The 13623-nt window shown below is 41.0% G+C and carries 12 protein-coding genes, 1 pseudogene and 1 riboswitch; of the genes and pseudogenes, 5 read left to right on the top strand and 8 right to left on the bottom strand.

The features are described from left to right. Nucleotides 1-20: 20 nt before the first annotated feature. Complete coding sequence (selA, locus tag ACZ5B7_RS13755; RefSeq protein ID WP_464494180.1) at nucleotides 21-1427, bottom strand: L-seryl-tRNA(Sec) selenium transferase; 1407 nt, start codon at nucleotides 1425-1427, stop codon at nucleotides 21-23. Nucleotides 1428-1529: 102 nt separating this feature from the next. Here selA and ACZ5B7_RS13750 point away from each other — a divergent pair, with 102 nt between their 5' ends. Then, entirely contained in the window at nucleotides 1530-1934 is a 405-nt protein-coding gene (locus ACZ5B7_RS13750) for an Hsp20/alpha crystallin family protein (RefSeq protein ID WP_464494179.1), read from the top strand. Nucleotides 1935-2014: 80 nt separating this feature from the next. Here the strand turns inward: ACZ5B7_RS13750 and ACZ5B7_RS13745 are convergent. Next, a pseudogene (locus ACZ5B7_RS13745) lies at nucleotides 2015-2200 on the bottom strand (Rdx family protein); the annotation flags it as partial. Nucleotides 2201-2376: 176 nt separating this feature from the next. Between ACZ5B7_RS13745 and selD the strand changes: the two are divergent. Next, nucleotides 2377-3429, top strand: coding sequence for a selenide, water dikinase SelD (selD, locus tag ACZ5B7_RS13740; protein WP_464494178.1), 1053 nt, complete (start codon nucleotides 2377-2379; stop codon nucleotides 3427-3429). 32 nt (nucleotides 3430-3461) lie between these two features. Here the strand turns inward: selD and ACZ5B7_RS13735 are convergent, their stop codons facing one another. The 4 genes from ACZ5B7_RS13735 to ACZ5B7_RS13720 all read right to left on the bottom strand — a co-directional run bounded on the left by ACZ5B7_RS13735 (nucleotide 3462) and on the right by ACZ5B7_RS13720 (nucleotide 9102). Continuing rightward, nucleotides 3462-4424, bottom strand: coding sequence for an L-threonine 3-dehydrogenase (locus ACZ5B7_RS13735; protein WP_464494177.1), 963 nt, complete (start codon nucleotides 4422-4424; stop codon nucleotides 3462-3464). Between the two features lie 27 nt (nucleotides 4425-4451). Further along, entirely contained in the window at nucleotides 4452-5642 is a 1191-nt protein-coding gene (locus ACZ5B7_RS13730; RefSeq protein WP_464494176.1) for a glycine C-acetyltransferase, read from the bottom strand. Nucleotides 5643-5887: 245 nt separating this feature from the next. Further along, on the bottom strand, nucleotides 5888-7435 hold the full coding sequence (locus tag ACZ5B7_RS13725; RefSeq protein ID WP_464494175.1) for an acyl-CoA carboxylase subunit beta: 1548 nt from the start codon (nucleotides 7433-7435) through the stop codon (nucleotides 5888-5890). 11 nt (nucleotides 7436-7446) lie between these two features. After that, nucleotides 7447-9102, bottom strand: a complete 1656-nt coding sequence (locus ACZ5B7_RS13720) for an AMP-binding protein (protein WP_464494174.1) — start codon at nucleotides 9100-9102, stop codon at nucleotides 7447-7449. Between the two features lie 279 nt (nucleotides 9103-9381). After that, a riboswitch (purine riboswitch) is annotated at nucleotides 9382-9483 on the top strand. 127 nt (nucleotides 9484-9610) lie between these two features. On the opposite strand from ACZ5B7_RS13720, the gene ACZ5B7_RS13715 reads away from it, so the two are divergent. Beyond that, entirely contained in the window at nucleotides 9611-10204 is a 594-nt protein-coding gene (locus ACZ5B7_RS13715; RefSeq protein ID WP_464494173.1) for a xanthine phosphoribosyltransferase, read from the top strand. Beyond that, the gene (locus tag ACZ5B7_RS13710) at nucleotides 10204-11514 is read left to right on the top strand and encodes a nucleobase:cation symporter-2 family protein (protein ID WP_464494172.1); all 1311 of its coding nucleotides are present in this window, start codon (nucleotides 10204-10206) and stop codon (nucleotides 11512-11514) included. The genes ACZ5B7_RS13715 and ACZ5B7_RS13710 overlap by 1 nt, the downstream gene beginning before the upstream one ends. Nucleotides 11515-11541: 27 nt before the next feature. On the opposite strand, the gene ACZ5B7_RS13705 is transcribed toward ACZ5B7_RS13710, so the two are convergent. Together ACZ5B7_RS13705 and ACZ5B7_RS13700 are read right to left on the bottom strand one after the other, a co-directional pair. Further along, a complete protein-coding gene (locus ACZ5B7_RS13705) occupies nucleotides 11542-11838 on the bottom strand; it encodes a hypothetical protein (protein ID WP_464494171.1) in 297 nt (98 codons plus the stop codon). A 114-nt stretch (nucleotides 11839-11952) separates the two neighbouring features. After that, complete coding sequence (locus ACZ5B7_RS13700; RefSeq protein ID WP_464494170.1) at nucleotides 11953-12435, bottom strand: hypothetical protein; 483 nt, start codon at nucleotides 12433-12435, stop codon at nucleotides 11953-11955. Between the two features lie 272 nt (nucleotides 12436-12707). Here ACZ5B7_RS13700 and ACZ5B7_RS13695 point away from each other — a divergent pair, with 272 nt between their 5' ends. Then, complete coding sequence (locus ACZ5B7_RS13695) at nucleotides 12708-13610, top strand: putative selenate ABC transporter substrate-binding protein (protein ID WP_464494169.1); 903 nt, start codon at nucleotides 12708-12710, stop codon at nucleotides 13608-13610. The last annotated feature ends 13 nt before the right edge of the window (nucleotides 13611-13623 follow it).

The raw sequence follows: 13623 nt of genomic DNA, 5'->3' as shown, positions 1-13623 counted from the left end.
AAACGATGCTTTCATTTTTCTTAAATATGTAACAATGTATCAAGGAGCTGCTCCTCTTCCTCCTTAGTAACAGTCCTCAGATCAATTAAAAATTCATCCTTTTGAATTCTGCCAATGATAGCAGGCTTAGACTCCGTTCTTAACTTCCTGCCAAGCTGCTCGGCCGTTAAGGATTCATGCCTTAAGGCTATAACCCTTGCAGGCAATTCCACATCCGGCATAGTGCCTCCTCCGACCTGACTTGTAGCTTGAAAAATATTTGCCTGAAAAGCAGTTGTCCTTTGTAACAAATTTGTAACAAAGTTTGCTGCCCTTTCGTCTAATTCATTGACAGAAATTAATAAATCACGGATGACCGGAATATTTTTCATTGTCTTTTCACCACGGGCATAATCTAGTAATGTACCCTCAAGCGCCGCAAGTGTCATTTTATCAACCCGCACCACTCGCGCAAGCTGGTGTTTTTTCAATCGATCAATAATTGCCTTTTTCCCAGCAATAATTCCTGCCTGCGGGCCTCCTAACAGCTTGTCCCCGCTAAATGTGACAACATCCGCACCCATTCCGATCACTTCTTTGACTACCGGCTCGTCCCCAATTCCATGGTTTCTTAGGTCAAATAACGCACCGCTCCCTAAATCCTCATAGAAAAGGACATCTTCACGGGTTTTTGTAAGCTGAATTAATTCCTCTGACTCAACCGATTTTGTAAAACCAATTACCTTAAAATTACTGGTGTGAACCTTCATGATGATAGCCGTGTCGGGCGTCACCGCATTTTCATAATCATAAAGATGAGATTTATTGGTTGTCCCAACTTCGATTAATGTCGCACCGCTCTCCTCCATGATCGAAGAAATTCGAAACGATCCGCCGATTTCAACAAGCTGTCCTCTTGAAACAATGACCTCTTTATTTTTGGCCAAGGCTCTTATGACGAGGTAAACAGCAGCAGCATTATTATTCACGACCATCGCCGCTTCGGCCCCAGTAATCTCTTTAATCAAGGCTTCAACATGACTATGGCGAGAACCACGTTCCCCTTCATTTAACTTATATTCAAGATTGGAATAGTTTTGAGCTACTTCCACTACATGTTGAATAGCGGCATTGCTTAACCTAGCCCTGCCAAGGTTGGTATGTAAAATCGTGCCTGTTGCATTAATAACTTTTTCTAATGTATAGGAAAGCTGTTTTTTAATTTTATATTGCAGTTGTTGAAAAATTTCTTCAATAAACGATTCCGTTCCAGGCAATGGCCCTAGCCACTGTTGGCGAATGATTGCTTGTCTAGTCTCATCCAGAATGTCTTTTAGAAGACTAGTCAGGGCCGCTGCATCAAGCTGATTTTGTTCAATCAACACTTTAAACTGTGGGTGATGTTGAAGCTCATGTACAGGTGGAATGCTCCGCAAGGTTTCTTTCATGCAATAAATATCTCCTTAAAATCCTTCTTTTGTCCTATTATAGCATTTTTAACATTTTTCGGCTCCTTGAATAAAATGAAACGTGTAAGGAGGAATAATATTTTGAAAAAGAAAAACCTGCCTCGAAATTCTGTAGTAGATTTTGAGAAAATGGAAAAATGGTTAACAAATTATTTTTTGGATCCATCTACAACCCATTGCGATTTATATCAATTCAGAATTGATATATACGAAACCGAAACAGATTGGATTGTTGAGGCATCATTAGATGAATATGTCAGTTCGGAGATTAAAGTAAAAACTGATAATACACAGCTTGTCATTACAGCGCAAAAACATTCTTACACATTCCCATCACGACATCCAAAAAAGACCCGCACAATTGACTTTCCTTTCTCTATAATTAATCATTGTATAAACGCTTCCTTTCAAAATAATGTTTTAGAGATCTTTATATCAAAAATAAATAATGGTTCAGGAAAAAATCGGTATATTACGCTGCCTTGATTTACTTTTTTATTAAGTAGTTTACATAATAAAATTACCGGCAATTTAAAACCCTCACAGTACAAATGTGAGGGTTTTCGTTATTTTGACTCCATGATTTTAATAATGTCTTCTGTATCTGGGAATAACCCTATTTCATCTTTAGAATAGATTTTTTCCCCGTTCACGGTAACCTCGAAGATTCCTCCCGAGGCTGGTATCAATTCCAATTTTGAAATATCACGCCGGAAATGCGTGATCAGCTCCTCCGCGAAACTCGCGGCTTTTGGTGCGTAGTTTCACTGCATGCAAAATTCAACAATTACATGAAAGTTTTTCATTGATGACCTCCTGCTTTTCATTATGTATATGGTAGAAACATTTTATCTTTTCAACTATTATTCCGCAAATGTTTTGCACCTATTAGTATAATAGGTATACTATTTAATGGGAGGTGTACATAATGAGTGAGCAGGAAAAGATTCGCCTAACCTCTTTATCAACTAAGGCTGGTTGAGGCTGTAAAATTGGTCCAGAGGACCTGACGCAAGTTTTGCGTCTTTTACCAAAACAAGACCCAGTTCCCGAATTACTTGTCGGGAATGAAACTAGCGATGATGCGGGTGTGTATCAATTAACGGATACGATTGCGCTGATTCAAACTGTAGACTACTTTACTCCAATTGTGGACGACCCGTATATGTTCGGCCAGATTGCAGCCGCAAATTCATTAAGCGATGTGTACGCGATGGGTGGAGAACCGAAGACTGTATTGAATATCGTCGGCTACCCTATAAAAAAACTCGGAGCGGATATGCTTGCAGATATTTTACGCGGTGCTGCAGATAAAGTTAAAGAAGCTGGGGCCCTCACGGTTGGCGGCCATTCCATCGATGATCAGGAACCGAAATTTGGGTTATCCGTGACAGGAATTGTCCATCCGGAAAAAGTTTGGAAAAATGTCGGTGCAAAGCCAGGAGATATCCTTATATTGACAAAACCAATTGGCGTTGGAATTTTGACAACCGGGATTAAAAGAAGTGCCGTAACTCCGGAGCAAGAACAAGCCGTGACAGAAACAATGGCAATGCTGAATAAAACCGCTGCTGAAGAGCTCTTCCCATTTACTCCAAGTGCTGTGACCGATGTGACCGGCTTTGGCCTGTTAGGACACGGAAGTGAAATGGCACGAGGGAGTGATGTGAGCTTTGAAATTTCATTTAACCAGGTGCCTATTCTTGAAGGGGCCATCGAATTAGCGAAAAATGGCGTAGTCCCTGGCGGCTCTAAGTCTAATCATAAATGGATATCTGATGAGGTTGTGTACGAGGACATTCTTCCTGAAGAGCAGCTTGTTCTATGTGATGCGATTACTTCTGGGGGTTTGCTTGTCTCAATTAACGAAAAAGATGCAAAGCTTTATGTGGATAGCTTACATTCACGTGGATTGGCAGATGCCTCTATCATTGGACGGGTAACCGAGAAAAATGACAAATTAATCTATGTGAAAAGATAACAGCGAAGCTTTGAGAGCTTCGCTGTTTTTCTTTAACTTGGGATTTTCAATTGAAATTTTTGGCTTAATTTATCAAGCATATCTTTGGTCATTTTGTCTAAATCATAGTCGTATTTGAAGCCCCATTCTTGCTTAGCAGCGCTGGAGTCGATAGAATTTGGCCAGCTTTCGGCAATTTTTTGACGGGCTGGGTCTACATTATAGTTTATTTTAAAACCAGGTATATATTTTCTGATGCTTGCCGCGATTTCTTCCGGGTCGAAACTCATCGCAGACACATTAAAGGAATTACGGTGTTTCAACTTAGAACCATCCGCTTCCATTAAATCCACGATGGCATTCAATGCATCCGGCATATACATCATGTCCATATAGGTGCCTTTATCGATATACGACGTATAGCGCCCATTTTTTACTGCTTCATAATAAATTTCCACAGCGTAGTCGGTAGTACCGCCTCCAGGAAGTGCCACATAGGAAATCAATCCAGGGAAACGCAAACCGCGTGTGTCAACACCGAATTTTTCATAGTAATAATCCGCCAAAAGTTCACCGGCTACTTTATTGACACCATACATGGTGGTAGGGCGCATAATCGTATCCTGTGGCGTATTGTCTTTCGGTGTTGATGGACCAAAAGCACCAATTGAGCTTGGGGTGAAAAATTGTGCATTCATTTCGCGAGCTGTCTCTAGCGCATTTAACAGTCCGCCCATATTCAAGTTCCAAGCGAAAACTGGTTTTGCTTCGGCAGTGGCTGACAATAGGGCCGCTAAATGCATCACCGTATCCACCTTATATTTCCGGGCCGTCTCCACCATTGTTTTACCATCGGTCACATCGACCACTTCAAATGGACCACTTAATGCCGCTTCGCTGTTGTTTTTCTTTATATCAGTAGCAATAACATTGTCCGATCCGTAAATATCTCTAAGCTTTAAGGTTAATTCAGAACCGATTTGACCTAAAGCACCCGTTATTAATATACGTTTCATCTATATCATCCTCTGTCAGTAAAATCTTTAAATAATTCCTAATTCCTTGCCGACTTTTTCGTAAATGGCGATGGCCTTATCAAGCATTTCTTTCGTATGGGCTGCTGTCGGCATATTGCGGAGCCGTCCTGTCCCGCGAGGAACTGTCGGGAATACGATCGCCTTTGCATAAACCCCTTCTTCATTTAACCGTCTGCTAAAATCCTGAGTTAATTTTTCATCGCCAATGATACATGGAGTAATCGGCGTTTCACTGTTTCCAATATTAAAGCCCAAGTCCTTTAATCCTTTTTTCAAATAGTTTCCGTTTTCCCAAAGCTTTTTATTAAGCTCAGTACTTTCCATTAAAATCTCGATTGCACGTTTGCTTGCAGCCACATCAGCAGGTGTTAGGGAAGTGGAAAATAAGAACGGACGGCTGCGAACCTTAAGCCAATCAATTAAGTTTTGCTTTCCGGCAACATAACCACCGACAACTCCGATTGCTTTTGATAGAGTACCAATTTGAAAATCGATCTTATCGGAGAGTCCAAAATGTTTGACCGTCCCTGCACCTTCACCGAGTACACCTGAACCATGTGCATCGTCTACATAGGTAATCAAGTCAAATTCCTCAGCAATTTTAACGATTTCTGGCAGCAACGCGATATCCCCGTCCATCGAAAAAACACCATCGGTAATGACCATTACTTTGTTATATTGACCAGACTCGACTGCTTCTTTGGCTTTGGCGCGCAAATCATCCATATCAGAATGGTTGAAACGGATGATCTTAGCTCTGGACAGTCTGCAGCCGTCAATAATAGAGGCGTGGTTAAGTTCATCTGATAATATCGCATCATTTTGATCCATGACAGCGGAAATAGCCGCCATGTTACAATTAAAACCTGATTGATAAGCTATGGCTGCTTCTGTATGTTTAAACTCAGCTAATTTTTCCTCCAACTCTAGATGAAGCTTGAGAGTTCCATTAATAGTCCGAACAGCTCCTGCTCCCACTCCGTATTTTTCAAGCGCTTCGGCAGCAGCTTTTTTCAACCGTTCATCGGTTGCTAATCCTAAATAATTATTGGAAGAAAGATTGACAAGTTCCTTGCCGTTAATCGTAATCACCGGTCCATTTGGACTTTCAAGCGGATCGATGACGTTATATAGGCCTTTTCCCTTTAAATCCTCAAGATTTTCATTTAAAAAATGCTCTAGCTTTTTACTGGACATATCAAATCCTCCTTTATCATGAAAAACGATGTTTATGTATTTTTTAAAAATACAATTGTCCTCCTGAGGTGGACATTTATATTCCATATAAACCCTGTTATAAAAGGATTCATTTACTATACTTTATCACATTTCCACAAGAATGTTCACCCCAGGTGGACATTTTTTAAAAAATATTTTTTATTAGTTTGCCCATTTAGGACGCAAAAAAAAGAACCCTTCCACGATGGAAAGGTTCCATAAGTTTATATACCCGTCGGCCAAGTCGCTAGCAGCCTTTCGCTTTTTTCACGCTTTGAGGTTAATAAGTATTCAAGTGACTGGCAAAGGAATTTTCGTGTTTCATTGGGCTGGATGACATCGTCAATCAAATGCTTCGCTGCCGCTTTATATGGTGAACTATCAAATGACCAAAGCTCTAAAAGTTTTTTCCGTTCCTCACTTGGATTTTCAGAGCGGGCCAATTCGCGGCCAAACACGACATTCACCCCGACTTCTGGTCCGGTAAAATTAATTTCCGCGCTAGGCCAAGCGACCACTAGATCACCGCCCATGCCCGGACCGCACATATTCCCGTATGCAGCACCGATACTTTTACGGATGACAACGGAGATTTTCGGTACAGTTGATAAAGCCAACGCCTGATTCCAGACCATAATTTTTGTTGGCATTTTTGCTTTTTCTGCCTCGCTGCTGATACGGAAACCTGGGGTATCGTGCAGAAAAATCAGCGGGATATGATAGGAATCACAAAGACAAATAAACTCAGTCGCCTTTTGACACTCATGCGGGCCAGGTGCTCCGGCAAATTGGTTTGGCTGGTTGGCGATAATTCCGACCACATGCCCGTTCAAATGGGCAAACGATGTAATCAAGCCTTTGCCGAATTTCCGTTGATATTCGTAAAAGATGCCATCATCAACAATCGTTTCAATAATCTTCTTCATATCATAGACACGGTTGTTTTGCTGCGGCAGTATATTGAAAACCTCATCTACCAAGCGGTATGGATCATCATTCGTCTGTCTCATTTGCGGGCGTTCACCACTGTTTTGCGGCATATATGAAAAAAAGGTTTTCAACTGGTCAAAGCAGTCTTCTTCCGTTGCCCCATCATCATCAATTTGCCCGGTAAAGCGGTTATGAATATCGACCCCGCCTAATTCTTCCGGTATCATCCTCTGCCCGTTTGCGAGCTCAAGCATCCGTGGTCCAGCAATCGCCATACAGGTTCCTTGCAGCTGGGTGACGAAATCGGAAGAAACAGCAGTCCAAGTAGGACCGCCAAAGCTGTCTCCCAAGATGGCCGTCATCGTCGGTACTTGGCGGTGAACTGTCAGCATCTCACGCGGGAAAAGTTTATCGCTGAAACCGTCTGAACCCATTCCATCCGGCATCCGCAATCCGCCGCCTTCATGCAGTGCAAACATTGGGAGGCCATTTTTAACCGCAAACTCATGGATACTTTTGGATTTTCGCATGTGAACGGCACCTTCCGTCCCGGCAAAAACAGTCTTGTCTCCGGCCTGAATGACGGCTGACCGGCCATTCACTTTACCGACACCAATGATTAGTCCATCCCCATAGCTTTTATGCTCGGTTCCCTTAACATCGGATGTATTTAACATGCCAAGCTCCATAAAGCTGCCGGCATCAGCAAATTTTTCAATTCTTTCGCGTGCAGTTAATAGTCCGCGTTCGTGCTGGGCAGCGATTTTATCACATCCGCCACCTAAAAGTGCCGCTTCTTTTCTTTCCTGTAAATCCTTTGATAATTTTTGTAATAACTCCATTGTATAATCTCCTACTCTTCTTTTAATAATTTTCGCAATACCTTTCCGGATGATGTTGCCGGAAGCTGATCAATGAATTCTATATAACGTGGATATTTATACGCAGCCATGTTTTCTTTTGCCCATGAGATGATCGCGTCAGGAGTCAAGCCTTCCTTATTCGAATCCTGCAGTACGACAAATGCTTTGACAACTTCTCCTTTTACAGGATCAGGCACGCCGATAACGGCTGATTGGCGAATAGCCGGATGTAAATTGAGAAGTGCTTCGACGTCTTCTGGAAAAATACTGTAGCCTGAGCTTTTTATCATTTCTTTTACTCGTCCCATGAAATACAAATATCCATCCTCGTCAAGGCGTCCGATATCACCAGTATGAACCCAACCGTCCCTAAGCGTTTCGGCTGTTGCTTCCGGCCGGTTTAAATACCCCTTAAACACACCCGGATTTTTCACGACGATTTCACCCTGCTCGCCTGCAGGCACTTCATCACCTGTTTCGATATGAAGGATGCGAATTTCTGTATCAAAAGTAGGGATTCCACAGGAACCAAACTTCACTTTATCCTTTGGCATAAACGTGTCACATGTATGAGTTTCACTTAAACCATAGGAAGCCTCGAATAACGGGCAGCCCTTCGTAACCGTTTTCCATTTGTCCGAAAGCTCTTGTGTGACCTGAACTCCAAAGCTGGTGGCCAGATTGGTTGTTAAACTGGACAAGTCTCTTTCGGCAATGCCTGGAATTTGTAAAATGGCCCAATTCATCGGCGCGATGCTATACCAATAGGAAACACGGTACTTTTCTATGGCGTCGACCGTTGCAAGGGGATCAAAACGAGTAAATAACACACATGGCCTGCCCGAATAAATGGTTGAATTTAACCCCATCAACATACCAGCAATATGGCATAATGGAGCACTTGCCAATAAAATTTCATCGTCCTTCATAACGTTTGAATGGGCAGCGGCTGCGGATTTAAAAAGGGCATTACCAAATGTGAGCATAGCTCCTTTTGGGCGTCCGGTAGTTCCGGAGGTAAAGACCATTAACCCAATATCATTCCACAAATCAACTTGTTCAGTATGTTCGTACGGATTTTCAGTTTGAAGGATCGTGGTGAAATCATCTGCTTCTGTGAGGTGGTGTTTTGGTACAAGCAATTCTTCTGGAAACTTCCATTCAGGCTGGTCTGGGAGAAAATCTTGATAGTTAGCAGTCACGATAAAGCTCAGGTTGCGGGACTTTTCCATCGCTTTTTTGACAAGAGGGTAAATTTCTGCACCAGCTACAATCCCTTCAATAGGTGCTTCTTCGAAATAATAGACCAATTCATTTTCTTTAAACATTGGGTTCAGTGGCACAACCGTTCCACCAAGTTTTTGTATGGCGAAATGAGCAATAATATATTGCGGACAGTTTTGCAAATAAAGGGCGATGCAGCTGCCTTTCTTAACCCCTTTTTTATGTAAATAGCCAGCAAAGCGATTCACGTACTCCAAGAGTTGTCCCCAAGTGACCTCTTGTCCATAAAAAATATAGGCAGTGTCATTTGGGCACTCCTTCCCATGCTGCTCTAAATAAGCAGTAAGTGGTTTTTCACCTTGTAAATAGGTAAAGTTGGCAGGTACATCAGCTGGCCAATAGGGGCGGATTTTTTCAACCATCTTTCATTCCTCCAATTATTCTTTATATGAAAATTATGATTGGGCCCAAACATCCTAACCGGTTAGTATCCTCTAGTGATATTTATTTCCCTTTTCACAATTTTCTGATATATACGTACATTTTAATAGTAACTGAAATGGGTTAATTGTTCAATCCTTCTATGATACTTACGGAAAGGGTTTCTAAAAGACGAACAAAGCAAAAAAAATATTAGCACATTATTCGCTTTTTGCGAAAAAAGTGATTGATTTCTCGATTTACCGTGATATAATTTGAAATGAATTCAATAAGGCTTCACTCATATAATCGCGGGAATATGGCCCGCAAGTCTCTACCGAATTGCCGTAAACGATTCGACTATGAGTGGGTAATGAGAACGGATGCTTTTCTTTTTAAGCGTACTTCCATTCTATTCCTTTCGGACACTAAGCCCAAAGGCCATTACCTCACTCAATTTGATGTGGGGACGGCCTTTGGGTTTTTTATTTTTAAAAATGGGGGTACAACATGAGACTATTACAGGAAAAAATCAAAAATGACGGGCAAGTTTTATCAGAACAAATCCTAAAAGTTGATTCTTTTTTAAACCATCAAATTGATCCAGAATTAATGCTTGAAATTGGCAAAGAGTTTGCGAAGCGCTTCGCTAACGAGGGAATCACCAAAATTGTCACCATTGAATCTTCGGGCATTGCCCCTGCAGTCATGACGGGCCTACAGTTCAATATTCCAGTTATTTTCGCCAGAAAAAGAAAATCACTCACATTAACCGAAGGATTGATCACTGCTTCTGTTCATTCCTTTACAAAGCAGGAAACTAATGAGATTTCGATTGCGCAAAAGTTTTTAAATGCTGAGGACAAAGTTCTTATTATTGATGACTTTCTTGCCAATGGTCAGGCAGCCTTAGGGTTAATAGATATTGTCAACCAAAGCGGCGCCGAAGTGGCCGGAGTAGGAATAGTCATCGAAAAGTCCTTCCAAGACGGTGCAAAAATGCTAAGCGACCAAGGAATAAGAGTTGAATCTTTAGCCCGCGTTGCTTCCCTCGCTAACGGTGAAGTCACTTTTAAATCTGAAAAAGTAGAGGAGCTAGTATAATGAAAAATTCAACACTTAAAACAGCATCCCTTGGAATTCAGCATGTTCTCGCTATGTATGCAGGAGCAGTTATTGTTCCGCTTATTATTGGCGGTGCCCTCAATCTTTCGAACGAACAGCTTGCCTATCTAGTTTCTCTTGATATATTAACAAGCGGTATCGCTACATTATTACAGGTATGGCAGAATCGTTATTTTGGGATCGGTCTTCCGATTGTCCTTGGATGTACATTTACGGCAGTAGGCCCGATTATTGCCATTGGAAATCAGTATGGCATGTCCTCTATTTATGGTTCGATCCTAGTTTCCGGATTAATTGTCATGTTGATTGCGAAATACTTTGGTAAACTGATTCACTTCTTCCCTCCAGTCGTAACGGGTTCTGTTGTGACGATTATTGGAACGACACTAATTCCTGTCGCAATGAATAATGTTGCCGGCGGTCAAGGCAGCCCTGATTTTGGTTCAATTTCAAACATTGTGCTGGCATTTGGTACGTTATTATTTATCATTATTCTTTATCGTTTCTTTAAAGGGTTCATACGGGCTATTTCTATATTATTAGGCTTGATAGCAGGTACCATTGCTGCAGCGTTCATGGGAAAAGTAAATTTTTCTGCAGTTGGTGATGCATCGTGGTTTCATATGGTAACGCCTTTACATTTTGCAACTCCTTCTTTTGAACTGGCACCGATCATTACGATGACAATTGTAGCGATTGTAAGTCTTGTAGAATCAACTGGTGTTTATTTTGCCTTAAGTGATATCACAGGCCGGAAATTAACGGAACAGGATTTAGTAAAAGGATATCGGGCAGAAGGGTTGGCAAGTGTGATTGGGGCATTCTTTAATTCCTTCCCGTACACCACTTACTCACAAAATGTCGGGCTTGTCCAGTTTTCTGGGGTTAAGGATAAGAGCGTTATTTATACGATGGGCGGAATTTTAATTTTTCTAGGGTTTGTACCGAAAATAGCGGCGTTAACAACAGTTATCCCGACTGCTGTACTTGGCGGAGCAATGGTTGCTATGTTTGGGATGGTCATTGCTTCTGGAATAAAGATGCTAAGTAAAGTAGACTTTTCATCACAAGAGAATCTATTAATCATTGCTTGTTCTGTTGGAGTTGGTTTAGGTGTAACTACCGTTCCGGATTTATTTGCACATCTGCCTGAGAGTGTTAAGATTCTTACGAATAGCGGGATTGTCTCTGGCAGCTTAACAGCCATCTTTCTAAACATTGTCTTCAATGTCGTCAAACCCGCTAAGCGGACGCAAGTTCAAACAGCAAAAGGATTAAAAGTATCATAAATCATAATAAATAATCAGACGGGGCTGCTATCGGCCCCGTCTTCTATTTGTGGCCATATTATTACCTCTATTTCCTGCACTTCTTGCCCTGGATTGTCCCGTATTTCCTGATCCCAACAATCCTTGATTATTAGCTATAGATTGAAGCAGATCGCTTGCGACAGTTAATGCTGAATTTCCTGAACCACCGGTATCCGTATTTCCGGAGCCTGAACCAGAAACGGTATTGGTAATCGAAATGGGTGAAATAATCACTGCCCCGCCAAAGTTTACGATTCCTCCTGAAACGGTTCCGATGCTGATACCATCCTTGAATATGCCCATCGCCCCCCCTCCTTGTACGACTGTCATTTTTATTAGAGTATGTACAAGCCGCCAAGCCTGTTTATACAAATTCATCAATTAAATAAAAAAAGAGAAAGCGTATCACTGCCTCTCTTATACGATTCTATTGTCGGCAAATGGCCTTTTCTCTAACCGGCAAATCCATTTATAATAGCCCAGTAATATGAGGAGAAGAATCGGATCTAGAATGGCAGCATGCCAAAGCTTCCACCAGCCATAATGGAAATATCCCCAAGGTTCCGGGAATAGCGTAATCATCTCGTAGCCTAAGATTGCAATCACAAATAAAATTATATAGAATGCCTTTTTTACATGTGTTCCTTTAAAAGGAAACCAATTTAAAAAAATCATATTAACAGGTGGAACCACGAACAAATGAGGAATTTCACCAGCCCAATCAACTTCTTTATTGAAATACCAATAAGCTTGGTATTTAAATTCTATGAAAACATCGAAAGTCGTTTGAAAGGCAATTGTGAAGCACCAAATATGAACAATTTGATTAAGAGTTAAAACCCTATTGAACTTAAAAGCGATAAAATTAAAAATGAGGATGGCGATAATTAATCCAATCATACATTTATCCTTTTTTCCTTAAATTGCCTCCAAAATCAAAACCTATTCATTTCTGCTGACATTATTTTTTCGTCACAGCTCACTGTATAAATTAAAATTTTCTGCCCATGTCAGACCGACAGGGGTTTTATCTATTCGAATAATCGATACTAACCCATTGAATAAATCGATAAATTGAATTTATTACGTATTAACATTTCCTTATAATTAGGAAGGTTAATATTTTTTTCTATTCATTTTTTAGTAATTGACAATTGAGGTGGGTATCTTTTATGAAAAAGTGGTTTTCTGTAATGATCCTGGTGATGATGGTATTTTCATTAGCCGCATGTGGTCAAAACAATAATGAAAAAACTAGTGAAGGCAAGAAAGAACAAAAAACAGATCAAGTGTTTAAAATCGGAGCCATTCCGGACCAAAATGCCGCCGACTTGCAAAAAGGCATGGATGCAGTGGCTAAATACTTAAACGAGAAAACTGGCCTTAAGGTAGAGTTCGTTCCTTCTGTCGATTATGCCGCTTTAGTAACAGGATTCCAGCGCGGTGAAATCAGCATGGCTTGGTTTGGCGGATTAACAAGTGTTCAGGCTAGAAACCTTGTCCCTGAGGCTAAATCCATCGTTCAACGGCCGCGGGATGCTGAATTCCAATCAGTGTTTATCACCCAGCCTAATTCCGGCATTAATTCCTTGAAGGATTTAAAAGGGAAATCATTTACGTTTGGCAGTGAAAGTTCAACATCCGGCCATTTAATGCCGCGTTATTTCCTTTCAGAAGCGGGCATTGACCCGAACAAAGACTTTAATGGTAAGCCTAATTTTTCCGGCTCACATGACACAACCTATAAGTTAATCGAATCCGGTTCCTTTCAGGCCGGCGCTTTAAATATTTCCGTTTGGGAAGCAGCCGTCAAAGAAGGTAAAGTAGATACAAATAAGGTAAAGGTATTCTATACAACACCTCCTTACTATGACTATAACTGGACCATTAATAAAGAGATCGACAAGAAATTTGGCAAAGGCGTAGAGCAAAAAATTAAGGATGCCCTCCTTTCTTTCAATGGAGAGCCAAAAGAAATGGCTAATTTGTTCCAAACCGACAAGTTTATCGAAACAAATAACGGAAACTATGGCAAAATTGAAAAAGTAGCCAAAGAACTAGAGATTATTAAATAGTAGGTGTTTGTCA

This window comes from Neobacillus sp. S1115, from assembly GCF_055385565.1.
This window is presented reverse-complemented; position numbering and strand designations above follow the sequence as displayed.